This window comes from Mumia flava, from assembly GCF_002797495.1.
Taxonomy (GTDB): domain Bacteria; phylum Actinomycetota; class Actinomycetes; order Propionibacteriales; family Nocardioidaceae; genus Mumia; species Mumia flava.
On the sequence record NZ_PGEZ01000001.1, the window covers coordinates 618,219 to 641,693 of the forward strand.

Here is a 23,475-nt window from a genome sequence, read left to right on the forward strand (position 1 = left end):
CGGTGGGTCAGAAGAGGTCCTTGATCTCCTTGGGGAGCTCGAGGTCGGAGGCCGACTGCGCGCCCTGCTGCTGGTTGCCGAAGCCGAACGCGGACGCGCCGTCGCTCGGGTCCTGCTGCTTCTCCTGCGCGGCCTTCGCCTCCGCAGCGCGCTTGGCGGGGTTGCCGGAGACCCGGCGGCCCTTGCCCTTGCCCTTCTTCGCCTGCTGGCGGGCACCGGCACGCTTGCCGCCCATCCCCGGCATCCCCGGCATGCCGGGCATCCCGGGCACGCCACCGCCCTTGGCCATCTGCTTCATCATCTTGCGGGCCTCGAAGAAGCGGTCCACCAGCTGGTTGACGTCGCTGACCTGGGTGCCGGACCCGCGCGCGATCCGAGAGCGGCGCGACCCGTCGATGATCTTCGGGTCGTGGCGCTCGGCCGGCGTCATCGACGAGATGATCGCCTGGATCCGGTCGATCTCCCGCTCGTCGAAGTCGGCGAGCTGGTCCTTGAACTGCGCGGCCCCGGGCAGCATGCCGAGGATCTTGGTGAGCGAGCCCATCTTGCGGACGGCCTGCATCTGCTGCATGAAGTCGTCGAGCGTGAAGTCGCCGCCCTTGCCGGTCAGCTTCTCGGCGGCCTTCGCGGCCTGCTCCGCGTCGAACGCCTTCTCGGCCTGCTCGATCAGCGTGAGCATGTCGCCGAGGTCGAGGATGCGCGAGGCCATCCGGTCAGGGTGGAAGACGTCGAAGTCGGTGAGCTTCTCGCCGTTCGACGCGAACATCACCGGGCGTCCGGTCATCTGCGCGATCGACAGCGCCGCACCGCCGCGAGCGTCACCGTCGAGCTTGGAGAGCACGACGCCCGAGAAGTCCACGCCCTCGAGGAAGGCCTCGGCCGTGCGTACCGCGTCCTGACCGATCATCGCGTCGACGACGAACAGGACCTCGTCGGGCTGCACCGCGTCGCGGATGTCGGAGGCCTGCTTCATCAGCTCCTCGTCGATGCCGAGCCGGCCGGCGGTATCGACGATCACGACGTCGTGGAGCGTACGACGGGCCTCGGTCAGGGCGTCGGTCGCGACCACGACCGGATCGCCGACGCCGTTCCCGGGCTGCGGGGCGTACACGTCCACGCCGGCACGCTCGCCGACGACCTGGAGCTGGTTCACGGCGTTCGGGCGCTGGAGGTCGGCCGCGACGAGCAGCGGCGCGTGGCCCTGCTCCTTGAGGTGCAGGCCGAGCTTGCCGGCGAGCGTGGTCTTGCCGGCACCCTGGAGGCCGGCGAGCATGATCACGGTCGGCGGGGTCTTCGCCAGCCGCAGCCGGCGGGTCTCGCCACCGAGGATCTCGACCAGCTCGGCGTTGACGATCTTGACGACCTGCTGGGCCGGGTTCAGGGCCTGGCTGACCTCCGCGCCGCGAGCGCGCTCCTTGACCCGACCGACGAACTCCTTGACCACCGGGAGCGCGACGTCGGCCTCGAGCAGCGCGACGCGGATCTCCCGCGCGGTGGCGTCGATGTCGGCCTCGGACAGCTTTCCCTTGCCGCGGAGGTTGCGGAAGGTCGTCTGCAGGCGGTTCTGGAGTGTGTCGAACAAGACAGCCGGTCCTCAGGTGTCGCGATGCTCAGTCGCGCCGGGCGTCGGCGCACCGTCCAGCCTAACGGCAGGCCACCAATACCCGACCGGCGGAGCGTCACAGCGGGAGCGCCGCGAGGCGGGCGGTCAGCGCCTGCGCGGCGGCCTCGTCGAGCGGGGCACCGTCCTCGCCCACCACGTACAGGACGTCGCGTGCCTGCGGGCCGAACGTCGACAGGTGCGCGGAGCGGATCTCGTGACCCGCCGCCGCGATCGTGCTGCACAACGTCCAGACGAGGCCCCGACGGTCGGCCGCACGCACCTCGATCACGGTCGCCGACGTCGAGGAGCGCGCGTGGAGCAGGACCTGCGGCGCGATCCCGGGTGCCGCCTCGGTCAGCCCGAGCCGCGACTCCAGCGAGAGGTCGCCGGCGAGCACCTGGCGGACCCGGGTGGTGAGGCGGCGCTCGTTCAACGACGGGTCCGGAACCTCCCAGATGCTCGTGGCGACGCCGTCGTCGGTGCTGCTGCGCGCCGAGCGGATGTCCGTGCCGGCGAGGGCGATCGCCCCGGCCAGGTCGGCCAGCAGTCCGCGACGGTCGGGAGCACTGATCCGGATCAGCGTCCCGTCGTGGTGCGGGCGCGTGGCGACCACGAACGGCTCACCGCCCAGGTCGCCGTCGGGCCGCGGTTCGGCGGCCGGCCAGCCGGCGTAGTCGTCGACCCGCGGCTCGCGCCCGTCCTCCTGGGCGGCGAGGACCGCTCGCACCTTGGCGACGAGGCCGCGGATCAGCCCGGCGCGCCAGGCTGTCCAGGCGCTCGGGCCCGTCGCTCGCGCGTCGGACTCGGTCAGCGCCGCGAGCAGGTCGAGCGTCTCGGTGTCCCCGATCCGGTCGGCAACCGCGACCACGGTGTCCGGGTCCTCGATGTCGCGCCGCGTCGCGACCGTGGGCAGCACGAGGTGGAGGCGGACCAGTCGGCCGACCGCCGCTGCGTCGTCGGCGTGGAACCCCCACCTCCGGACGACCCGCTCGGCGATCGGCGCACCGACCTCGCTGTGGTCCCCCGGCACGCCCTTGCCGATGTCGTGCAGGAGAGCGGCCACAGCCAGCAGGTCGGGGCGGGCGACGGTGCGCATCAGCGCGGTGGCGTTGACGCAGGTCTCGATGCTGTGCCGGTCGATGGTCCACTGGTGCACGGGCGACGTCGATCCGCGCAGCCGGATCGGCGCCCACTCCGGCAGCCACAGGTCGACCACACCCGCCAGGTCGAGCTCCTCCCAGACCCCGAGGAGTCCACGGCCTGCAGTGAGCATCTCGACGAGCAGGCGGCGCGCTTCCGCGGGCCACGGCTGTCCGGGCACGGCGCCGTGCGCCAGCCGTGCCGCCGAAGGGGCGGACAGGGCCAACCCGCGACGAGCGGCTTCGGACGCGGCGCGCAGCGAGACGAGGGCGTCGGTCGCCGGGTCGGCCGACCCCGTCAGCACGACCTCGTCGTCGACGACGGCGACACCGGGAGCGATCTCGTCGAGCCTGGGTCCTGAGCCGCTGCGCCGCCGCGGCCGTGACGCGAGCACGTCGTCGACGCGGCGCCAGGTGGTGCTCGCAAGGTGGGCCGTGCGACGCCCCAGATCGCGGACGTGGTGGTCGAGCTGGTCGGGGGCGAAGCCCATCTCGGCGGCGACGTCCGCGACGAGCTCGGGGGTCAGCCGGTCGGTCCGCCGGCCGGTGACGTGGTGCAGCACGTCGCGGACGTCGAGCATCGCGGCGCGCAGCGCCTCCAGCTCACGGTGCGGCACGTCGACCAACCAGGTCGCCACCAGCGCACGCATGACGACGCCGTCGCGCAGCCCGCCGCCGGACTCCTTGAGGTCCATGACCGCCGACTGCGCGAGCCAGCCGACCCGCTCCACCCGGTCGCGCCAGGCCGCTTCGAGCTCCGGCAGCCGACGGCGGGCGTCGCGGCGCCACCCGGCGAGCACCTGGGAGCGCAGTGCGACCACGACCGAGGAGTCGCCCGCGACCGGGCGGGCGTCCAGCATCCCGAGCGCCGCACGGACGTCCGCCTCCGCCGTCTCGATCATCTGGGCGTCGGTGCGCACCGCGTGGTCGAGGTCGACGCCGTCGTCCCACAGTGGATACCAGATCCGCTGGGCGATCTCGTCGACGGCGACGGCATCGGCGTCACCCGGGTGGACGAGGACCACGTCGACGTCGCTCGACGGCGACAGCTCCGCCCGGCCGTACCCGCCGACCGCGACCAGCGCGAGGCCGTGGCCGAGACCCGGATGCCCGGTCTCGGCCACGGCCTTGGTGAAGCAGTCGCGCAGGCGCCGGTCGGTGGCCGAGGCCCTCGACCGGCGCCGTGCGCTGAGCTCCTCGGTCAGAGCGCGGCCTCGTCCTTCTCCCCGGTGCGCACGCGCACCACGGAGTCGACGGGGACGACCCAGACCTTGCCGTCGCCGATCTTGCCGGTCGCGGCGGCCTTGACGATGACGTCGACCACGTCGGCCACGTCCTCGTTCTCGGTCACGATCTCGACCTGGATCTTCGGCACCAGCGAGACGTCGTACTCGGCGCCACGGTAGACCTCGGTGTGGCCCTTCTGCCGGCCGTAGCCGCTGGCCTCCGTCACCGTCATGCCGGTGACGCCGAAGGTCTCGAGGGCCTCACGGACCTCTTCCCACTTGTGCGGCTTGATCACCGCGGTGACGAGCTTCATGCCTTGGCTCCTTCGGGGGCGGTGGTGGTGGTCTGGCGGGTCGGCCGCGCCGCGCCGGTCGACGGCGTCAGGTCGTACGCGGTCTCACCGTGCTCGGCGAAGTCGATGCCGTCGACCTCGTCCTCGTCGGAGATCCGCCACCCCATGATCGCCTTGATCGCGAAGCCGAGGATCGCGGTGAAGACACCGGTCCAGAGGATGGCGAACACGGCGATGGCGAACTGGACGACGAGCTGGTCGATGCCGTCACCGTAGAACAGGCCGCCGCTGGTCGCCAGGAAGCCGATGCCGAGCGTACCGACGATGCCGCCGACCAGGTGGACGCCGACGACGTCGAGCGAGTCGTCGTAGCCGAACTTGTACTTCAGGCTGACCGCCAGGGCGCACAGCGCGCCGGCCACGAGGCCGAGGATGATCGAGCCGACCGGGCTCAGCGAGCCGCAGGCCGGGGTGATCGCGACCAGACCGGCGACCGCGCCGGACGCGGCGCCGAGCGAGGTCGGCTTGCCGTCGCGGATCTTCTCGATGATCAGCCAGCCCAGGATCGCCGCCGCGGTGCAGACCGCGGTGTTGACCCAGACCAGGCCGGTCTCGGAGGCGAACGCGGTCGCGTAGGCGATGGAGTTCTCGGCGAAGCCCTCGGCACCCGACGAGATCGGCTCGACCCCGGTGGCGTCGACGTACGAGCCGACGTTGAATCCGAACCAGCCGAACCACAGCAGGCCCGCGCCGAGCATGGTGAAGGGCAGGTTGCCCGGACGCATCGGCTCCTTGCCGAAGCCGATCCGCTTGCCGATGATCATGACGAGCACGAGCGCGGCCATGCCGGCGTTGATGTGGACGACCGTGCCGCCGGCGTAGTCGACCGGGGCGACCGTGGCCGCACCGTCGGTCGTGCCGAGGATCATCGCCGCGAGGCCGTCCGGGGAGTCCGACAGGAAGCCGCCGCCCCAGACCATGTGGGCGAGCGGGAAGTAGCAGAGCGTGACCCAGATCGGCACGAACACGAGCCAGGACGAGAACTTCACGCGGTCCGCGAGGGCGCCGGAGATCAGCGCAGCCGTGATGATCGCGAACGTCGCCTGGAACGCGACCGCGATGTAGTCGATGTCGCCGCCGCTCAGCCCGAACAGCTCGAACGGGTTGGCGAAGAACCCGCCCACCGTGCTGCTGTAGGACATCGACCAGCCCCACAGCACGTAGACGACCATGACGATGCCGAGCGCGCTGAACGACATCATCATCATGTTCAAGATGGACTTGGTCCGCGACATCCCGCCGTAGAACAACGCCAGAGCCGGCGTCATCAGGAGCACGAGCGACGCGGAAGTCAGGAGCCAGGCAGCGTGGCCGGTGTCCATGGAACCTCCAGGGTTAGGTTTCAATCCAGTGCCGGCGCGCGAACCACGGTGTCCGTCGAGCGGCTTCGTTGTGTGCCAGATTCACGGCGCCACGTTTCGTGGTCGGCGTATTCACGTTTCGCAGAAGTGACACTTCCCCCGGTTTTGTTACGCCGACGTTTCCCAGTTGCGCGACCGCAGGAATGTGCTCGCACCCGCTCCCCCGCGTGCCGCGGTAGGCGCTGACCCTCGTCCGGGTGAGGATGGGCTGCATGCCGAAGCGACTGCTCCCCCCGCTCGCCGCACTCGCTCTCGTCGCCGGCCTGGCCACCGCCTGCAGCGACCCCACGCCCGACGCCGAGCCGCTCGCGGAGGATCTGGCCACGGCTCTGGAGGCCCTCGACCTCTCCACGGTCCCGCTCGACGCCACCGAGGCCCAGAGCCAGGTGACCGCGATCACCGAGGACCTCGGCGAGCGACGTCCCACGGTCGAGGTGAGCGACGTCGAGCAGGGCGAGACCACCGCCGACGTCACACTTGCGTACGCCTGGCCGGTCGCCGACGACGTCACCTGGTCGTACGAGACGCAGGCCCGCCTCGACCTGGTCGAGGACACCTGGCAGGTGCACTGGGACCCTGCGCTGCTCGTCGCCGACATGGGGCCCGACGAGCGGCTCGAGATCGAGCGGGTCACGCCGGTGCGAGGCAACGTGCTCGCCGGCGACGGCACGGTGCTCGTCGGGCCGCGCGCGGTCCAGCGGATCGGGATCGACAAGACGCTCGTCCCAGCGGCACGCCAGGCGACCTCTGCCCGTGACCTGGCCCGCCTCGTCGGCGTCGATGCGCCCGACTTCGTACGCTCCGTCGCCGCCGCGGGTCCGAGGGCCTTCGTCGAGGCGATCGTGCTCCGCACCGCCGACGCGCCCTCCTCCGGACGGATCGAGGCGATCCTCGGGGCCCGGTCGTTGGACGACGAGCTTCCGCTCGCCCCGACCGCGAGCTTCGCGGCGCCGATCCTCGGCACCGTGGGTGAGGCGACCGCCGAGCTGATCGAGCAGAGCGACGGGCGGCTCGAGGTCGGCGACCGGACCGGCCTCTCGGGTCTGCAGCTGCGCTACGACGAGTCGCTGCGCGGCCGCGACGGCTGGGTGATCACCCGCGTGAGCGAGGTCGAGGACGACCCGGCCAACCCCGCGCCCGAGATCGAGCCGAGCACAGCCTTCGAGCAGCCCCCCGAGCCGGGTGAGCCGTTGCGGACCACGTTCTCGCGGCAGGCGCAGAGCGCGGCCGAGCGGATCCTGTCGGGCAGCCGTCCGGCCAGCGCGCTCGTGGCGCTGCGCGCGTCCGACGGCGCGATCCTCGCCGCTGCGGTCAACGACCGGGCCGGCGGCCAGCCGATCGCCAACTACGGGCGGTACGCCCCGGGGTCGACGTTCAAGCTGGTCGCGGCGCTGGGACTGCTGCGTGCCGGGGCGACGCCCTCGACCACGCTGAGCTGCCCGCGCGCGGTGGTGGTCGACGGCAAGCGGTTCGAGAACTACGACGGCTATCCCGCGTCGGCGAACGGTCGGATCCCGCTGCGGAGCGCGATCGCGCAGTCCTGCAACACCGCGATGATCAACGCGCGTGGCCGCATCGACCAGGCCGGTCTCGCCGACGCGGCTGCGTCGCTCGGGATGGGCGTCGACCAGGACCTCGGGTTCCCCGCGTACTTCGGCGAGGTCCCGACCCCGGCCGAGACCCGCACCGAGCACGCCGCCTCGATGATCGGTCAGGGCCGCATCACGGCGGCCCCGCTCACGATGGCGACCGTCGTGGCATCGATCACGTCCGGGGCGACCACCGTCCCGTACCTGCTGCCCGAGGTCGCGCAGCCCGAGGTCGAGAGCACGCTCACCAAGGCGGAGGCGTCCGACCTGCGCGCGATGATGCGCGCAACCGTCGCTCAGGGCAGCGGCCGCGTGCTCCAAGGTCTCGGGCCGGGCATCGGAGCGAAGACAGGCACGGCGGAGTACGGCTCACCCGTCCGTACGCACGCCTGGATGGTCGCCTCCGACCCGAGGCACGACCTCGCGGTCGCGGTCTTCGTCCAGAACGGCGACTCCGGCTCCGGCGTCGCCGGTCCCCTGCTCAGGAAGTTCCTGCAGGCCGTGCGCTGACCCCACTCGTCCCCGATTCGTCGACTTGCGGCGGGATTGCCTCCCGCAGATCCGACCGCAACTCGACGAATCGGGGTCGGGCGGTCACTCCAGGAGGGCGTCGACGAAGCCCTCCGGCTCGAAGGGGGCGAGGTCGTCGGCGCCCTCGCCGAGACCGACGAGCTTGACGGGGACGCCGAGCTCGCGCTGGACCGCGATCACGATCCCGCCCTTCGCCGTACCGTCGAGCTTGGTCAGCACGATCCCGGTCACGTCGACGACCTCGGCGAAGACACGCGCCTGGGTCAGGCCGTTCTGGCCGGTGGTCGCGTCGATCACGAGCAGCACCTCGGTCACCGGGGCCTGCTTCTCGATCACGCGCTTGACCTTGCCGAGCTCGTCCATCAGCCCGGCCTTGGTGTGCAGCCGGCCTGCGGTGTCGACGACGACGGTGTCGTAGCCGCCCTCCTTGCCGGTCTTCACCGCGTCGAACGCGACGCTCGCGGGGTCGCCGCCCTCGGGCCCGCGTACGGTCGGGACCCCGACGCGCTCACCCCAGGTCTGCAGCTGGTCGGCGGCGGCGGCGCGGAAGGTGTCGGCAGCGCCGAGGATCACCTGGTCGCCGTCGGCCACCAGGACGCGCGCGAGCCGCCCGACGGTCGTCGTCTTGCCGGTGCCGTTGACCCCGACGACGAGGACCACGCCCGGTGCGTCCGTGCCGGTGGCGGCCAGGGAGCGGTCCATGCTCGGGTCGACGAGGGCGACGAGCTCCTCGCGCAGCACCGCGCGGGCACGGGACGGGTCGGACGCCCCTTCGACCCGCAGCCGGGTCCGCAGGGTCTCGACGAGCTCCTGCGTCGGGGCGACGCCGACGTCGGCGCCGATCAGGGTGTCCTCGATCTCTTCCCAGGTGTCCTCGTCGAGGCGCTCCCGGCTGAGCAGGGCGAGCAGGCCGCGGCCCAACGAGGACTGCGACCGCGACAGACGCTCGCGCAGCCGGGTGAGCCGGCCGGCGGTCGGCGCGGGCGTCTCGACCTCCGGCGCGAGCGTCTCCTGCTCGGCGACGTCGAGACCGGTCTCGTTGTCGGTGTCGGCCTCGTCGAGCTCGCCGGCGTCGGGCAGGACCGGCTCGAGTCCCTCGCCGGTCTCCGCGACCGGCTCCTCCGGGTGCTCGCGCATGTGGTCGAGACGGCGGTCGACGGTGTCGGCGGGCGGCAGCGCCCGGCCCCGCGCCGAGATCACGAGCGCAGCGAGGACGCCGAGCACGAGGACGGCGACGGCGAGGACGATGAAGAGCTGGGTCGCGTTCACGAGTCACGATCCTACGGGCCGCAGTGCGCCGCGCGGCGCACCGCCGTCCACCGCCGCGGAGCGCGCCGCGGCACGCCCACGACGCGCTCCGCGGAACATCACAAGTGTGTTTCAGCCCACGATTCCGGGCCCCGGTGGTCGGTGCGGGCTGGAACCGGTTGTTAGTGTGAAAGACCGGGTTACCAGTTTCAGCAGAATCTCAGGTTGATCGAGTCGTGGTGAGTGCGTCGGCGATCAGCCGCGTTCCGAGGAGTCACGTGCACGCGATCGAAGCGAACGAGGTCTACAAGGTCTTCGGTCGCCGACCGAAGGCCGGGGTCGACCGACTGAAGCGTGGCGAGACACGCAACGACCTGCTGCAGGACAACACGACCGCAGCGGTCATCGACGCCTCCTTCGAGGTCGGCGAGGGCGAGATCTACGTCGTGATGGGGCTCTCGGGCTCGGGCAAGTCGACGCTGATCCGGATGGTCAACGGCCTCCTCGAGCCCACCGCCGGCACCATGGAGGTCTACGGCGAGGACATCACCAAGCTCGACACCAAGGGTCTGCGTCGGGTCCGGCGCGACAAGGTCAGCATGGTCTTCCAGCACTTCGCGCTGCTGCCCCACCGCACCGTCGGCGAGAACGCCGCGTACGGGCTCAAGGTGCAGGGCCTGAACCGCTCCGACCGCGAGGCCAAGGCCGAGGAGGCTCTCGGCATGGTGGGTCTCGAGGGCTGGGGCGGCTCGATGCCCGGCGAGCTCTCGGGCGGGATGCGCCAGCGCGTCGGTCTGGCCCGCGCGCTCGCAGCAGGCACCGACATCATGCTGATGGACGAGGCGTTCAGCGCCCTCGACCCGTTGATCCGTCGCGAGATGCAGGACCAGCTCGTCGAGCTGCAGAGCAAGCTCGGCAAGACCGTGCTCTTCATCACCCACGACCTGAACGAGGCGATGCGGCTCGGCGACCGGATCGCGATGATGCGCGACGGCCGGATCGTGCAGATCGGGACCGCCGAGCAGATCCTCAACGATCCCGCCAACGACTACGTCGCCCAGTTCGTCCAGGACGTCGACCGGACCCGCGTGCTCTCGGCCTCGTCGGTGATGGAGCCCGCGGTCGCGGTGCTCGGCGCGGAGCAGGGGCCCCGGACGGCGCACAAGCTGATGCGCGAGCACCAGATCTCGAGCCTCATGGTCACCGACCGCCAGAAGCGGCTCGCCGGGATCGTCGAGGAGGACGACGTCGCCGAGGCCGTGCGCGCCGGCAAGGACTCGCTCGACGGTGCGCTCCGGTCGGTCGCCACCGTGCACCCGGACACGATGATCGCGGACCTCCTCGGAGCCTCGTACCAGAGCGCGGCGATCGCGGTGGTCGACGACGACGGCCGGCTGTGCGGGGTCATCCCCCGGGTGACCCTGCTCAACGCGCTCGGCCCGAACGACGCGGCAGTCGAGCTCACCGGCCCGACGAGCACGGAGGTGCCGGCATGACGATCCTCGCCGAGAACGTCGAAGGCACGTTCATCCCCCGGATCAACGTCGGCGACTGGTTCACCGACCTGTTCGACTGGATCACCGACAACTTCTCGGGGTTCTTCTCCACCGTCAGCGACATGATCGAGGGTTCGGTGGACGGCATCATCACGGTGCTCGACACCCCGGGGCCGGTCCTGATGGCGGTCGTCTTCGCCCTGCTCGCCTGGCTGGCGCACGGCTGGAAGCTCGCGCTGGGTTCGCTGCTGGGCCTGCTGTTCATCATCAGCGTCGACCAGTGGACCAACGCGATGGAGACGCTGGCGCTGGTCGCGGTCGCGACGGTGATCGCTCTGGTGATCGGCATCCCGCTCGGGATCTGGGCGTCGCGCTCGCCCCGGGTGAGTGCCGTCGTCAAACCGGTGATGGACCTGCTGCAGACCATGCCGGCGTTCGTCTGGCTGATCCCCGTGGTCACGCTCTTCAGCATCGGCGAGGCGGCCGGCGTGGTCGCGACCGTGATCTTCTGCGTCGCGCCCGCCGTCCGGCTCACCGAGCTCGGCATCCGGCAGGTCGACTCGGAGGTCGTCGAGGCCGGTCAGGCCTTCGGCAGCTCCTCGGGACAGATCCTGCGCGGGATCCAGATCCCGCTCGCGATGCCGACGATCATGGCCGGCGTCAACCAGGTGATCATGCTCGCCCTCTCGATGGCCGTCATCGCCGGCCTCGTCGGCGCGGGTGGTCTCGGCGGCGAGGTCACCTCCTCGATCGCGACCCTCGATCTCGGGCTCGGCTTCGAGGCCGGCCTGTCCGTGGTCGCCCTCGCGATCTACCTGGACCGCGTCACGGCGTCGATCGGGCAGAACCGCGGCCAGCGGCCGAACGCCCTCAGCGTTCTCAAGGAGCGCTACCGCTCGGCGCGTGCCATGGCCAGCTCGGCCGGGACGAGCTGACGCACCCCACTGACCTCGGACGCCGCGGAAGCGCCGTCCGGAGAAAAGATAGGAAGGAAGATAGATGCGCAAGACACTGACAGCACGAGCAAGCGCCGTCGCGGCCACGCTCCTGAGCGTGGCGCTCCTGGCGAGCGCCTGCGGCTCGGACGACGGCGACTCGGACGGAGGGAGCTCGGGTGACGGTGGCGGCACCATCAATCTCGGGATCATCCCTTCCTGGACCGACGGCCTGAGCACCGCGTACCTGTGGAAGAACGTCCTCGAGGGCGAGGGCTACACCGTCGAGATCACCGAGCTCAGCGAGGCCGCGCCGCTCTACGCCGGCCTGGCCAACGGCGACGTCGACGTCTACCCGTCGGCGTGGCCCGACGTGACGCACGCGTCCTACATGGAGCAGTACGGCGACGACCTCGAGGACGTCGGCACGTACTACGACAACGCCAAGCTGACCGTCGCCGTGCCCGAGTACTCCGAGCTCAACTCGCTCGAGGACCTCAAGGGCAAGGGCGACCAGTACGACAACACGATCGTCGGCATCGAGAAGGGTGCCGGACTGACCAAGGTCGTGCAGGAGAGCGTCATCCCCGAGTACGGCCTGGGTGACGAGTACGAGCTCCAGACGTCGTCGACGACGGGCATGCTGACCGAGCTCCAGAAGGCGACGGACAACAACGAGGACATCATCGTCACGCTGTGGCGTCCGTACTGGGCGAACACCGCGTTCCCGGTGAAGGACCTCGAGGACCCGATGGGTGCGCTCGGCGAGCCCGAGGGCCTGCACGAGGTGGCCACCGCCGGCTTCTCCGACGAGTTCCCGGAGGTCGCGGAGATGATGGCCAACATGAAGCTCGACGACGAGCAGTACGGCTCGCTCGAGGACACCGTGGTCAACCAGTTCGAGGAGGGCCAGGAGGAAGAGGCGATCGACGCCTGGCTCGAGGAGAACCCGGACTTCATCGACAGCCTCCAGGGCTGACGCACCACGCGGCGCTCTGACGCCGTCGACGAGACCCCCGGCCCGCATCGCGCGGACCGGGGGTCTCGTTCGTCCCGGTCGCTCTCAGGTGAGGGCGCGCCGGTCCTGCCCGGGCGGCGCCGCGGTGGCCCCGTCACCCACGACCGCTCCGGTGGCGCCGGCCGGGTGCCACGCGTCCAGTCGGACGCGCTCCAGGCCGCGTGCCAGGAACCGCGGATCGTGCGAGAGCACGAGCAGGGACCGGGCCGGGGCCAGCGCCAGCAGGTCGTCGACCAGCCGGTCGGCCGCCGACGGATCGAGGTGCTCGGTGGGCTCGTCGAGCACGAGCACCCGATGGTCGGCGAGCAGCAGGCGGGCGAGCCCGAGGCGTTGGCGCTCGCCGCCGGACAGCCGGCGTCCGTTCTCCCCGACCTCGGTCTCCAACCCGTCGGGCAGCCGGTCGAGCAGGGGGCCCAGCCCCGCGCCGCGCAGTGCGATCAGGAGCCGCTCGTCGTCGGCGTCGGGGTCGGCGATCCGCAGGTTCTCGCGCACGCTCGTGTCGAAGACGTGCTCGTCCTGTCGGAGCAGACCGATCCGAGCGCGTACGTCCGCTCCCGTCATCGTGGACGTCTCCACGCCGCCGATCGTGATCGATCCGCCCCGGGGTGCCGCCAGGCGGAGGAGCGCCGCGGCCAGGGTCGACTTGCCCGCTCCGCTCGGTCCTGTCACCAGGACCGTGGCTCCTTCGTCCAGATCGAGGTCGAACCCCGCGACGAGGTCAGGGGCCTCTCCCCAGCCGAGCCGGAGGTCGCGGACGTGCAGGGCGACCGAGGACCGGGGCGCGACCGGGTCCTGCGGATCGCGCAGCGCCTCGTCGCGCTGCGCGGACAGCTCGAGGAGGCGACGGCGCGACAGGGTCGAGCGCTGCTCCTGGGCCACGATGCCGGGCACGGCCTCGAGCGGCTCCAGCAGCGCGAGCGGTGCCAGCACGACGACGGCGAGCAGCACGGGGTCCAGGTCGCCGGCCGCGACGGCGGCGACGCCGAGGCTCGCGATGCCGACGAGCGCCAGCGTCATCGCGAACCTGATCGCGAGGGTTCCGGCGCCGTCGAGGAACGCGGTGCGCCGCTCGGCGTGCGCGAGACCCGACGACGCGGACGCGATCCGTCCGGCGTACGTGGCGGACGCGCCGTACGCGGCGATCTCCCGCGCCGCGCGGACCGACTCCGCCACCTCGGCGGCGAGCACGCCGCGCAGACCGGTCGTGGCGGCGCTGGCCGTACGGCCGCCGAAGCGGACGCCGGTCTCGGCCAGCAGCCATCCGAGGACCACGCACGCACCGAGCAGGACGCCGCCGGCGGGGAGGATCACGAGCACGAGCCCGACGACGACCCCCGCGCTGACGGCGGTGACGATCCGCGGGACGAAGACCCGGACCAGCAGGTCGCCGACGGCGTCGACGTCCCCGACGATCCTGGCCACCCGGTCGCCACGGCGCCCCGCGGCCAGCGTCGACGGCGCCAGGCGTTCGAGCCGCCGGTACACCGCCACCCGCAGATCCGTCCCGACCCGCAGCGCGCCGTCGTGGGTCGCGAGCCGCTCGGCGTAGCGCAGGGCCGCGCGCGCGATCCCGAACGCACGGACGGCGACGATCGCGACCATCAGGTAGAGCACCGGAGGGTGCTGGGCGGCGCGCGAGATGAGCCAGCCCGAGGTCAGCAGGAGGCCGATCGACGCGAGGCTCGCGAGCACGCCGAGCACCGTCCCGCCGGCCAGCCGCCCTCGTGCGGTCCGCGACATCCCGCCGAGATCGCGCAGCAGCGCCGACGGCGACCCGCCGCTCATCGCGGCACCGCCGGCACAGCGAGCTCGACCACGGTGTCCGCGGCGTCGACGAACGCGGCACGGTGCGCCACGACCAGGACGGTCGCTCCTGCGGCCCGCACCGCATCGACCGCGTGCTGCTCGCGCTCGGAGTCGAGCCCCGCGGTCGGCTCGTCGAGCAGCAGCAGCCGGCCACCACCCGAGCGGACCCGCAGCAGCGCACGGGCGAGCGCGACCCTCCGGACCTGGCCGGCGGACAGGTCCGCCCCGGCCTCGACGACCGGGCGCGTCGGCGCGAGGTCGTCGGCGCCCACGTCACGCAGCGCCGCCGCCACGTCGGTCGCGGTCGCGTCGGGCGCGCCGAGCGCGACGTTGCTGCCGACGGTCCCCGCGAGCAGCACCGGGACCTGCGGCACCCACGCGATCTGCGACCGCCACGCAGCGAGGTCCACGTCCGCCAGGTCCACGTCGGGGCCGTCAGCGTCGTCGGGCACGATCGACACCCGGCCTCCGGTCGGCCGGACGAACCCGAGCAGGACGTCGATCAGGGTCGACTTGCCGCAGCCCGACGGTCCTGTGACCGCGACGAACGCACCCGGCCGTACGGTCAGGTCCAGGCCGTCGAGGGCCGGTGCTGCGCGATCCGGGTAGGCGACCGTGAGACTCGCGACGACGACCCGGGCGCGCGACAGGTCGGGCGGCCGTACGGAGCGCGCCGGTCGCGGTCCCTCGAGGACCGCGAACGCGTCGTCGGCGACCGCACGGCCCTCGGCGGAGTCGTGGAAGTGGGTGCCGACCTGGCGCACGGGCAGGTAGGCCTCGGGCGCGAGGACGAGCACGAACAGGCCGGTCACCAGCGCCATCTCGCCGTGGACGATGCGCAGCCCGATCGAGACCGCGACGAGCGCGACCGAGATCGTCGCGACGAGCTCGAGGACGAACGACGACAGGAACGCCGTCCGCAGCGCACTCATCGTCGTCGTGCGGTTACGGTCCCCCACCCGCGCCAGGCCCTCGGTCTGGTTGGCCGAGCGGCCGAAGACCTTGAGGACGACGAGCCCGTCGAGCACGTCGGCGAAGTGGTGCGAGAGCCGCACCAGCGACCGCCAGCGCCGCTCGGTGCGCTCCCGGGTCAGCTGACCGACCAGCGCCAGGAAGACGATCACGAGCGGCAGCGTCACCGCGATCGTGACGGCGGACAGCGGGTCGGCGAACGCGATCGCGACCACGACCGTCAGCGGCACGGTCGCCGCGAGGAACAGCTGCGGGAGGAACCGCGCGAAGTACGGGTCGAGCTTGTCCAGGCCCGGACCGAGCAGGGTGGCCAGCGCCGTCGACGTCGGTGCTGCCCGTCCGGCTGGGGCCGGCTCGGCCGCCAGGGCCCGGTCGACGATCTCGGCCCGGAGGTCCGCCTTCACCCGGACCGACGCCCGCGCGGCCACCACCGTCTGCACCCATCCCAGCACCGCCCGCGCGCCGAGGGCGAGCGCGAGCGCCGCCAGCAGGGCGGTGACGGTGTCGGTGACTCCCTCACCGTCGAATCCACGCGAGACCACGTCCGCGATCAGCCACGACGACGCGACCACGGTGCCGGCCGACAGCGTCGCAAGCGCCACGGCGGCTACGACGTAGCGGCGGACGGCTGCGGATCGGCGGACCAGGCGGGGGTCGAGCGGTCGCCGGTCGGTCATGCCGGGATCTGCTCGACGCTGATCCGCTTGCGGAAGACCCAGTAGCTCCACGCCTGGTAGCCCAGCACGATCGGGACGAAGATCACCGCGACCCAGCTCATGATCGTGAGCGTGGTGTCCGTGGACGAGGCGTTCTCGGTCGTCAGGCTGTACGCCGGGTCGAGCGTCGACGGCATCACGTCGGGGAACAGCGCCACGAAGAGCGCCGTCACCGCGAACCCGATCGCCGCCATCGTGCCGACGAACGCCCACCCGTCGCGGCGGAACCATGCCGCGGCCAGCCCGCCGACGAAGGTGAGCGCGGCGAGCCCCGACAGGACCCACACCCAGGCGTCGTCGTGGTCGAGGCAGGTCCACAGCAGGAACGCCACCGCGAGCACCGCGGCGACCAGTCCGACCTGCAGCGAGAACGTGCGGGCGCGTTCGTGGATGATCCCGCGCGTCTTCAGGGCGAGGAAGTTGGCGCCGTGCGTCAGGAACAGCGTCAGCGTGACGAGCCCGGCCAGCAGGGCGTACGGGTTGAGGAGGTCGAAGAAGGTGCCGACGTAGTTCTTGTCCGCGTCGATCTCGACGCCGCGGACGATGTTGCCGAAGGCGACCCCCCACAGCAGCGCGGGGACGAACGAGCCGACGATGATCGCGAGGTCCCAGCGGCGCTTCCAGGCGGCGTCGTCTCGCTGGTGCCGGTACTCGAACGCGACCCCACGCACGATCAGCGCGACGAGGATCAGCAGCAGCGGCAGGTAGAACCCGCTGAACAGCGTGGCGTACCACTCGGGGAACGCGGCGAAGATGCTCGCGCCGGCGACGATCACCCAGACCTCGTTGCCGTCCCACAGCGGACCGATCGTGTTGATCATCGTGCGTCGCTCGCGGTCGTCGCGGGCGAGCACGGGCAGCAGCATGCCGACGCCGAAGTCGAATCCCTCGAGCACGAAGTACCCGATGAAGAGGAACGCGACGATGCAGAACCAGACGGTGGTGAGCTCCATGGTCGTCTCCTCTCAGTACGCGAACGCCAGCGGCGCGTCGTCGTCCTGCGGTCCGGTCTCGCGGTCGGGGTCGACGTCGGGCAGGCCCTTGCGGACGGCGGACAGCAGGAGCTTGACCTCGATCACGGCGAGCACTCCGTACAGCAGGGTGAACACGATCAACGACGTGAGGACCGTGCCCGGTCCGACGTTCGGCGAGACGCCGTCGGCGGTCTGCATCAGGCCGAAGACCACCCAGGGCTGCCGGCCCATCTCGGTGAAGATCCACCCGAACGAGTTCGCGGCCAGCGGCAGCAGCGTCGCGAGGACCGCGACCCACACGGGCCACCGGGCGCCGGTGCTCGGCAGTCTCCCCCTCCGGGTCGACCAGAGCATCCAGATGCCGATCAGCATGGCCAGGCCTCCGGCCGTGATCATCGCGCGGAACGACCAGTAGGTGACCGGGATGTACGGCGTGTAGTCGCCTGGCCCGAAGGTCTCCTCGTACTCGGCCTGGAGCGAGTTGATCCCGCGGACCTCGCCGTTCCAGTCGCCGGTCCCGAGGTAGGAGAGCAGGTGCGGGACCTCGATCTGGAGCGTCGGTTCGGATCCGTCGAGGGTCCCCCAGGTGAAGAGCGAGAACGGTGCCGGTTGCGCGTCCTCGTAGAGCGCCTCCGCGGAGGCCATCTTCATCGGCTGGACCTCGGTCATGACCTTGCCCTGGATGTCGCCGGTGACGATCGTGCCGAGGCCGGCGACGATCAGCGTCACCGCGCCGAGGCGCAGCGTCGAGCGGAACGCGTCCGCGTCGACGCCCTTGCCGCGGAGCAGCCACCACATCGAGACCGCCGCCATCAGACCGCCGGCGACCATGAACGCGCCGAAGAGCGTGTGCGGCAGGGTGATCAGGACGACCTGGTTGGTCAGGACGTCCATGAAGTCGTCGAGCTCGGCGCGGCCCCGGACCTCGTTGTAGGTGTAGCCGACCGGGTTCTGCATGAACGAGTTCGCGGCCAGGATGAAGTACGCCGACAGGGCGGTGCCGAACGCGGCGATCCACATGCAGGCGGCGTGCAGGCCGGGTCTGAGCTTGTCCCAGCCGAAGATCCACAGCCCGAGGAACGTCGACTCGAGGAAGAACGCGAGCAGGCCTTCGATCGCGAGCGGGGCGCCGAAGATGTCACCGACGAAGCGGGAGTAGTCCGACCAGTTCATCCCGAACTGGAACTCCTGCACGATGCCGGTGACGATCCCCATCGCGAAGTTGATCAGGAAGAGCTTCCCGAAGAACTTCGTCAGCCGGAGCCATTTCTCGTTGCGGGTGCGGACCCACGCGGTCTCCAGGCCGGCGACGAGGAACGACAGCCCGATCGTGATCGGGACGAAGAAGAAGTGGTACACGGTGGTGATGCCGAACTGCCACCGTGCGATGTCGAGTGCTTCCATCCAGCCCCCTCGGCTCACGACCCTCGCCACGCTAGTACGGGCGACCGGGTGCGGCGACTCGGACGGGGCCCCCTCCAGGGGGTCGTGCGTCTCGCCGCTGAGCACAATCTACTACACGCTGTCGTAGATTGGCCCTGGGGCTACGACGTGACGTCGTAGCGGGTCGGTAGGATCGGCTCCGTGGCCACCCTGGGAGAGCTCGAGCGCGTCGTGATGGACCGGCTGTGGGACGCCGAGACCCCGATGACCGGGCGATCGGTCCTCGAGTCGCTGCGCGATCGCGACCTCGCGTACACGACCGTGACGACGATCCTCGACCGACTCGTCGGCAAGGGCTTCGCCGGGCGCGACCGTGTCGGCCGCAGCTACCAGTACCACGCGTCCGTCGGCCGCGACGAGCTGACCGCGCAGATGCTCAGGTCCGTCCTGGACTCGGCCGGCGACGACGCGACCGGCGCCCTGGTCCACTTCGCCGAGCAGGCCACGGACGACGAGGCCGAGGCGCTGCGCCGCGCCCTGGAGCGCATCGAGGCACGCCACCGATGACGACGCCCCTGATGCTCGCGATGATCGCGCTGGCCCTTGCGCAGCCGGTCCCCGCGGCGCTCGCCCGCACACGCTGGCCCGACCGGTCACCCCGCGCGGCGATCGTGCTCTGGCAGTCCCTGGCGCTCGCCGCCGTCCTGGCGACCCTGGGCGCCGGTCTCTCCGCTGCCTGGTGGCTGGTGCTGCACGAGGGCCGCCCGGTCGCCGACCCGGGCCTGCTCCGGGTGGGGCTGCACGTCGCCTGCCTCGGGCTGACGCTGCTGGTCGGTGTCCGGCTCACCTGGGCAGCGTGGTCGGTCGGGCGCGAGCTCCGATCGGCTCGTCGGCGCCACCGTCACCTCGTCGACCTGCTCGGAGCGCCCGACGCCGCGCACGGAGGCGTCCGCGTGCTGGACGCCTCCGACCCGATCGCGTACTGCGTCCCCGGTCTCGACTCCCGGGTGGTCATCACGCGCGGAGCCCTGAGCGCGCTCGAGGAGCCCGAGGTCGAGGCCGTGCTGGCGCACGAGCGCTCACACCTCCGGGCCCGGCACGACCTCGTCGTCGAGGGATTCTCGGCGCTGCACCGGGCGTTCCCGCGCCTGCTGCGCAGCGACGCGTCGCTCGACCGGACCCGCGAGCTGGTCGAGATGCTGGCGGACGACCGGGCACGGGTGCGCACCGGAGAGCTGCCGCTCGCGCGGGCTCTGGTCAAGGTCGGGGGCCGTCCCGCCCCGCAAGGAGCGCTCGGCTCCGGGGGTGGCGTGCTCGAGCGACGACTGCTCCGGATCGCAGACCCTCCGCAGGCCCGCGCAGCGGCCGCCGCCTGCTACCTGCTGGCCGCCGCGGTCACGATCGGACCGACCGCTGCTCTCGCGATCCCGTGGCTGTCGTCTGCTGCTGCGACGCTCCGCCTCGGCTGACCTCCGCAGGCCGGCCGGGCCCGCCGTCGGCATCGTTGCGCTCCACGAGACCGATCCGCTCGGCGATGGTCCGCAGTCCCTCGTCGAGCCACGGCGCCCCCGGCGCGGTCCGCCCCTGGCCCGGGTACGCGAGGACCAGCAGCCCGAGCACGGCCGCCCCGACGATCAGGGCCATGACCGGCACGATGACGATTGCTGCGGACATAGTGTGACAAACCCCCCGGATCGGTCATCGATGGACAGAGCAAAGGCTCTCACACGATCGGCTCAACTCGGCCATCGCGAGGAGGTGGCGTCGGTCACGCCCACCCAGGACGTGGCGGCGCCCAGCCCGAGATGCCTTCGCCCGAGGCTCAGGACGCCTTGTCGCGCCGCTGCTCGGCCGGTCGCGGAACCAACGTCGGGTTGACGTTGTCGAGCACGGTCTCCTTGCTCACGACGACCTTGCCCACGTCGTCGCGGCTCGGGACCTCGTACATCACGTTGAGCAGGACCTCTTCGATGATCGCGCGCAGACCCCGCGCGCCCGTCCCCCGCAGCAGCGCGAGATCGGCCATCGCCTCGATCGCGTCGTCCCCGAACTCCAGCTCGACGTTGTCCAGCTGGAACAGCCGGGCGTACTGCTTCGTCAGGGCGTTGCGCGGCTGGGTCAGGATCTCGACCAGCGCAGCCTTGTCGAGGTTGTCGACGGTCGCGATCACCGGGAGCCGACCGATGAACTCGGGGATCAGGCCGAACTTGAGCAGGTCCTCGGGCATCAGCTGGGAGTAGACGGCGCCGGTGACGCGGGCCTGCTTGGTCTCGTCGCGGTTCGGGTCGAACCCGAGCGAGACCTTGCCGCTGCGGCTCTCGATGATCTGCTCGATCCCGGCGAAGGCGCCGCCCACCACGAACAGGATGTTCGTGGTGTCGATCTGGATGAACTCCTGGTGCGGGTGCTTGCGGCCGCCCTGCGGCGGCACCGAGGCCGTCGTGCCCTCGAGGATCTTGAGCAGGGCCTGCTGGACACCCTCGCCGGAGACGTCGCGCGTGATCGACGGGTTCTCGGACTTGCGGGCGATCTTGTCGACCTCGTCGATGTAGATGATCCCCGTCTCGGCCTTCTTGACGTCGTAGTCGGCGGCCTGGATCAGCTTGAGCAGGATGTTCTCGACGTCCTCACCGACGTAGCCGGCCTCCGTCAGAGCCGTCGCGTCGGCGATCGCGAACGGGACGTTGAGCATCCGCGCGAGCGTCTGCGCGAGATACGTCTTGCCGCACCCGGTCGGCCCGACCAGCAGGATGTTGGACTTCGCGAGCTCGACGGCGTCGTCCTTGTGCCGCCCGCTGGCCGCCGACGCCTGCACCCGCTTGTAGTGGTTGTACACCGCGACCGCGAGCGACTTCTTCGCCGCGTCCTGACCGATGACGTACTGGTTCAGGAACTCGTAGATCTCACGCGGCTTCGGCAGCTCCTCGAGGGAGACCTCCGAGGTCTCCTGGAGCTCGTCCTCGATGATCTCGTTGCAGAGGTCGATGCACTCGTCGCAGATGTACACGCCGGGACCGGCGATCAACTTCTTGACCTGCTTCTGGCTCTTCCCGCAGAACGAGCACTTCAGCAGCTCACCGCCGTCGATGCGTGCCACCGGTCACCCTCCGTCGTTGCTGGCCGTGGGCCGTCATTGCCCTCCGACCGTACCCCGAGCCGGGCCGATGCGCGGCCGACCCGGCCGGGGTGTGTCGGTTGTCGTCAGACCGCAGGGGTCTTGAGGGTCTCGAGGATCTGGTCCACGAGACCGTACTCGACGGCCTGCTCCGCCGTCAGGATCTTGTCGCGCTCCACGTCACGGCTCACCTCGTCCTTCGACTTGCCCGAGGCCTCGGAGATCATCGTCTCCAGCAGCTCGCGCATCCGCAGGATCTCGTTGGCGGTGATCTCCAGGTCGGAGCTCTGGCCGTAGGTGCCCTCGGTGTAGGGCTGGTGGATCAGGATGCGGCTGTTGGGGAGGGCGAGGCGCTTGCCGCTCGTCCCGGCCGCCAGCAGCACCGCCGCGGCCGATGCGGCCTGGCCGAGGCAGATCGTCTGCACGTCGGGCTTCAGGTAGCGCATCGTGTCGTAGATCGCCGTCAGCGCGGTGAACGAGCCACCCGGCGAGTTGATGTAGAGGCTGATGTCGCGGTCGGGATCCATGGACTGCAGGCACAGCATCTGCGCCATCACGGCGTTCGCGACCTCGTCGGAGATCGGGGTGCCGAGGAAGATGATCCGGTCCTCGAACAGCTTCGCGTACGGGTCGATGCGGCGGAAGCCGTACGACGTCCGCTCCTCCCACTGGGGGATGTAGTAGTTCATCGACGGGGCGAACTGCTGGTGCGGCATCGGCATGTCGGCTCCTGTGCTCCCGAGGGGAAGGGGGGTCGCGGTCACGAGGCCTCACCTCGCGTCACGGCGTCCTCACGGGCGACGACGTGATCGATGAAGCCGTACTCGCGCGCCTGCTCGGCGGTGAACCAGCGGTCGCGGTCGGAGTCCAGCTCGATCGTCTCGATGGACTGCCCGGTGTGCTGCGACTGGAGCTCGTTCAGCTGCTTCTTGAGGATCAGGCTCTGCTCGGCCTGGATCCTGATGTCGGACGCCGACCCGCCGAGACCGCCGGACGGCTGGTGCATCATGATGCGCGCGTGCGGCAGGGCGTACCGCTTGCCCGGCGTGCCGGCGGCGAGCAGGAACTGCCCCATCGAGGCCGCCAGCCCCATCCCGACGGTCACCACGTCGTTGGAGATGAACTGCATGGTGTCGTAGATCGCCATGCCGGAGTCGACCGAGCCACCCGGTGAGTTGATGTAGAGCCGGATGTCGGACTTCGGGTCCTCCGCGTTCAGCAGGAGCATCTGGGCGCAGATCGCGTTGGCGTTCTGGTCGCGCACCTCCGAGCCGAGGAAGACGATCCGCTCCTTGAGGAGGCGCTGGTAGATGTGCCCGTCCAGGTCGTTCGGTCCGGCTTCGCCGGCCATCCGAGGATTCGTCGTCTCACTGTTCACGGCTCCGACCCTAGCGGGGGCCTGTGACGAACCCGAGGCGAACCCGGGCGATTTCGCTACGGGCGCACAACCCGGCCCCGGCGGACGGAGCCGCGGCGGTCGGCGGCATCAGCGACGCGCCCCCTCCGCCTCCGTCCGCACCCGCGCCAGCGTCGAGGCGATCCCCTGGGCCAGCTCGTCACGGAACGCCGCGTCGCCGCCCAGCACGGCCGCGACCAGGGCGCGGGAGACCGACGAGGTGCCGTGCGGGGCCGTCCGGCGCTCGACCAGCCGGGTCCGGCCGTCGCCGAGGTCGGTGAGCTCGAAGGTCCAGACCGTGCGGTTCTCGGTGATCCGGAAGGCGATCGCGGTCTGCGGCTCGTACCGGACGACCCGCGCCGTCGTCGGCCACACCTTCCATCCCTGGCGATTGAGGTTGATCGTGCGGGTCCCGACCCCGATCGGGCCCCGGACCCACATCCGTCGGCACTGCGGGCTCCACTCCCCCATCCGGCGCAGGTCGGAGACGACGTCCCAGACCGCAGGGACGGGCGCGTCGATCTCGATGGTCTCCTCGATCAGGTACGGGTCGATGGCGGGGGCGGTCATGGGAGTCCTTCCTCCGGGGGCATTCGCATACTGACGGTATCCGA

At 71.0% G+C, this 23,475-nt stretch carries 20 protein-coding genes; 6 read left to right on the forward strand and 14 right to left on the reverse strand.

Annotated features, from left to right (window positions below; all coding sequences use genetic code 11):
- Positions 1-7: 7 nt before the first annotated feature.
- From ffh to CLV56_RS02950, 4 genes are all read right to left on the reverse strand, one after another.
- Complete coding sequence (gene ffh, locus CLV56_RS02935; RefSeq protein ID WP_039348640.1) at positions 8-1,582, reverse strand: signal recognition particle protein; 1,575 nt, start codon at positions 1,580-1,582, stop codon at positions 8-10.
- A gap of 97 nt (positions 1,583-1,679) precedes the next feature.
- Positions 1,680-4,010, reverse strand: a complete 2,331-nt coding sequence (locus CLV56_RS02940) for a [protein-PII] uridylyltransferase (protein ID WP_100414365.1) — start codon at positions 4,008-4,010, stop codon at positions 1,680-1,682.
- Positions 3,944-4,282, reverse strand: coding sequence for a P-II family nitrogen regulator (locus CLV56_RS02945; protein WP_039348636.1), 339 nt, complete (start codon positions 4,280-4,282; stop codon positions 3,944-3,946). Before CLV56_RS02945 ends, CLV56_RS02940 begins: the two co-directional genes overlap by 67 nt.
- Complete coding sequence (locus CLV56_RS02950) at positions 4,279-5,643, reverse strand: ammonium transporter (RefSeq protein ID WP_100414366.1); 1,365 nt, start codon at positions 5,641-5,643, stop codon at positions 4,279-4,281. Before CLV56_RS02950 ends, CLV56_RS02945 begins: the two co-directional genes overlap by 4 nt.
- A 251-nt stretch (positions 5,644-5,894) precedes the next feature.
- Between CLV56_RS02950 and CLV56_RS02955 the strand changes: the two genes are divergently transcribed.
- Complete coding sequence (locus tag CLV56_RS02955; RefSeq protein WP_170224751.1) at positions 5,895-7,781, forward strand: penicillin-binding transpeptidase domain-containing protein; 1,887 nt, start codon at positions 5,895-5,897, stop codon at positions 7,779-7,781.
- Between the two features lie 84 nt (positions 7,782-7,865).
- Here the strand turns inward: CLV56_RS02955 and ftsY are convergent, their stop codons facing one another.
- Entirely contained in the window at positions 7,866-9,071 is a 1,206-nt protein-coding gene (gene ftsY / locus CLV56_RS02960) for a signal recognition particle-docking protein FtsY (RefSeq protein WP_039348630.1), read from the reverse strand.
- Positions 9,072-9,328: 257 nt separating this feature from the next.
- Between ftsY and CLV56_RS02965 the strand changes: the two genes are divergently transcribed.
- From CLV56_RS02965 to CLV56_RS02975, 3 genes are all read left to right on the forward strand, one after another.
- Positions 9,329-10,546 carry a quaternary amine ABC transporter ATP-binding protein gene (locus CLV56_RS02965; RefSeq protein ID WP_039348627.1) on the forward strand — a complete coding sequence of 406 codons (1,218 nt, stop codon included), beginning with the start codon at positions 9,329-9,331 and terminating at the stop codon, positions 10,544-10,546.
- Entirely contained in the window at positions 10,543-11,481 is a 939-nt protein-coding gene (locus tag CLV56_RS02970) for an ABC transporter permease (protein ID WP_039348624.1), read from the forward strand. The genes CLV56_RS02965 and CLV56_RS02970 overlap by 4 nt, the downstream gene beginning before the upstream one ends.
- 64 nt (positions 11,482-11,545) lie before the next feature.
- Positions 11,546-12,460, forward strand: coding sequence for a glycine betaine ABC transporter substrate-binding protein (locus tag CLV56_RS02975; RefSeq protein WP_039348622.1), 915 nt, complete (start codon positions 11,546-11,548; stop codon positions 12,458-12,460).
- Between the two features lie 84 nt (positions 12,461-12,544).
- Here the strand turns inward: CLV56_RS02975 and cydC are convergent, their stop codons facing one another.
- From cydC to CLV56_RS02995, 4 genes are read right to left on the reverse strand one after another with little or no spacing between them, the layout of a single operon-like run.
- Complete coding sequence (cydC, locus tag CLV56_RS02980; protein WP_100414367.1) at positions 12,545-14,284, reverse strand: thiol reductant ABC exporter subunit CydC; 1,740 nt, start codon at positions 14,282-14,284, stop codon at positions 12,545-12,547.
- Complete coding sequence (cydD, locus tag CLV56_RS02985) at positions 14,281-15,954, reverse strand: thiol reductant ABC exporter subunit CydD (protein WP_039348618.1); 1,674 nt, start codon at positions 15,952-15,954, stop codon at positions 14,281-14,283. Before cydD ends, cydC begins: the two co-directional genes overlap by 4 nt.
- Complete coding sequence (cydB, locus tag CLV56_RS02990) at positions 15,951-16,946, reverse strand: cytochrome d ubiquinol oxidase subunit II (RefSeq protein WP_039348615.1); 996 nt, start codon at positions 16,944-16,946, stop codon at positions 15,951-15,953. Before cydB ends, cydD begins: the two co-directional genes overlap by 4 nt.
- A 12-nt stretch (positions 16,947-16,958) precedes the next feature.
- Positions 16,959-18,371 (reverse strand): cytochrome ubiquinol oxidase subunit I, encoded by a 1,413-nt coding sequence (locus tag CLV56_RS02995; protein ID WP_039348612.1) that lies wholly within the window; start codon positions 18,369-18,371, stop codon positions 16,959-16,961.
- Between the two features lie 180 nt (positions 18,372-18,551).
- On the opposite strand from CLV56_RS02995, the gene CLV56_RS03000 reads away from it, so the two are divergent.
- The gene (locus CLV56_RS03000) at positions 18,552-18,917 is read left to right on the forward strand and encodes a BlaI/MecI/CopY family transcriptional regulator (RefSeq protein WP_100414368.1); all 366 of its coding nucleotides are present in this window, start codon (positions 18,552-18,554) and stop codon (positions 18,915-18,917) included.
- Positions 18,914-19,819: a M56 family metallopeptidase gene (locus CLV56_RS03005; protein ID WP_039348609.1), complete on the forward strand. Its 906-nt coding sequence runs from the start codon at positions 18,914-18,916 to the stop codon at positions 19,817-19,819. The genes CLV56_RS03000 and CLV56_RS03005 overlap by 4 nt, the downstream gene beginning before the upstream one ends.
- Here CLV56_RS03005 and CLV56_RS20475 read toward each other — a convergent pair.
- The 5 genes from CLV56_RS20475 to CLV56_RS03025 form a co-directional block, all read right to left on the reverse strand.
- On the reverse strand, positions 19,746-20,024 hold the full coding sequence (locus CLV56_RS20475) for a hypothetical protein (protein WP_039348604.1): 279 nt from the start codon (positions 20,022-20,024) through the stop codon (positions 19,746-19,748). The two genes, CLV56_RS03005 and CLV56_RS20475, sit on opposite strands and share 74 nt — an antisense overlap.
- Before the next feature lie 148 nt (positions 20,025-20,172).
- A complete protein-coding gene (gene clpX / locus CLV56_RS03010; protein WP_039348600.1) occupies positions 20,173-21,447 on the reverse strand; it encodes an ATP-dependent Clp protease ATP-binding subunit ClpX in 1,275 nt (424 codons plus the stop codon).
- Positions 21,448-21,551: 104 nt separating this feature from the next.
- Entirely contained in the window at positions 21,552-22,187 is a 636-nt protein-coding gene (locus CLV56_RS03015) for an ATP-dependent Clp protease proteolytic subunit (RefSeq protein WP_281254181.1), read from the reverse strand.
- Positions 22,188-22,225: 38 nt separating this feature from the next.
- Positions 22,226-22,816, reverse strand: a complete 591-nt coding sequence (locus CLV56_RS03020; protein ID WP_039348597.1) for an ATP-dependent Clp protease proteolytic subunit — start codon at positions 22,814-22,816, stop codon at positions 22,226-22,228.
- A 135-nt stretch (positions 22,817-22,951) separates the two neighbouring features.
- Positions 22,952-23,431 carry an SRPBCC family protein gene (locus CLV56_RS03025; protein WP_039348595.1) on the reverse strand — a complete coding sequence of 160 codons (480 nt, stop codon included), beginning with the start codon at positions 23,429-23,431 and terminating at the stop codon, positions 22,952-22,954.
- Positions 23,432-23,475: the final 44 nt, after the last annotated feature.

Bases quoted from the DNA above. Each gene is read 5' to 3' on its own strand.
- cydC (WP_100414367.1), bottom strand. From the start codon at position 14,284: ATGAGCGGCGGGTCGCCGTCGGCGCTGCTGCGCGATCTCGGCGGGATG.
- CLV56_RS02975 (WP_039348622.1), top strand. From the start codon at position 11,546: ATGCGCAAGACACTGACAGCACGAGCAAGCGCCGTCGCGGCCACGCTC.
- CLV56_RS20475 (WP_039348604.1), bottom strand. From the start codon at position 20,024: ATGTCCGCAGCAATCGTCATCGTGCCGGTCATGGCCCTGATCGTCGGG.
- cydD (WP_039348618.1), bottom strand. From the start codon at position 15,954: ATGACCGACCGGCGACCGCTCGACCCCCGCCTGGTCCGCCGATCCGCA.
- CLV56_RS02945 (WP_039348636.1), bottom strand. From the start codon at position 4,282: ATGAAGCTCGTCACCGCGGTGATCAAGCCGCACAAGTGGGAAGAGGTC.
- CLV56_RS03020 (WP_039348597.1), bottom strand. From the start codon at position 22,816: ATGGCCGGCGAAGCCGGACCGAACGACCTGGACGGGCACATCTACCAG.
- CLV56_RS02970 (WP_039348624.1), top strand. From the start codon at position 10,543: ATGACGATCCTCGCCGAGAACGTCGAAGGCACGTTCATCCCCCGGATC.
- CLV56_RS02955 (WP_170224751.1), top strand. From the start codon at position 5,895: ATGCCGAAGCGACTGCTCCCCCCGCTCGCCGCACTCGCTCTCGTCGCC.
- CLV56_RS03005 (WP_039348609.1), top strand. From the start codon at position 18,914: ATGACGACGCCCCTGATGCTCGCGATGATCGCGCTGGCCCTTGCGCAG.
- CLV56_RS02950 (WP_100414366.1), bottom strand. From the start codon at position 5,643: ATGGACACCGGCCACGCTGCCTGGCTCCTGACTTCCGCGTCGCTCGTG.
- CLV56_RS03025 (WP_039348595.1), bottom strand. From the start codon at position 23,431: ATGACCGCCCCCGCCATCGACCCGTACCTGATCGAGGAGACCATCGAG.
- CLV56_RS03015 (WP_281254181.1), bottom strand. From the start codon at position 22,187: ATGCCGATGCCGCACCAGCAGTTCGCCCCGTCGATGAACTACTACATC.
- CLV56_RS02995 (WP_039348612.1), bottom strand. From the start codon at position 18,371: ATGGAAGCACTCGACATCGCACGGTGGCAGTTCGGCATCACCACCGTG.
- cydB (WP_039348615.1), bottom strand. From the start codon at position 16,946: ATGGAGCTCACCACCGTCTGGTTCTGCATCGTCGCGTTCCTCTTCATC.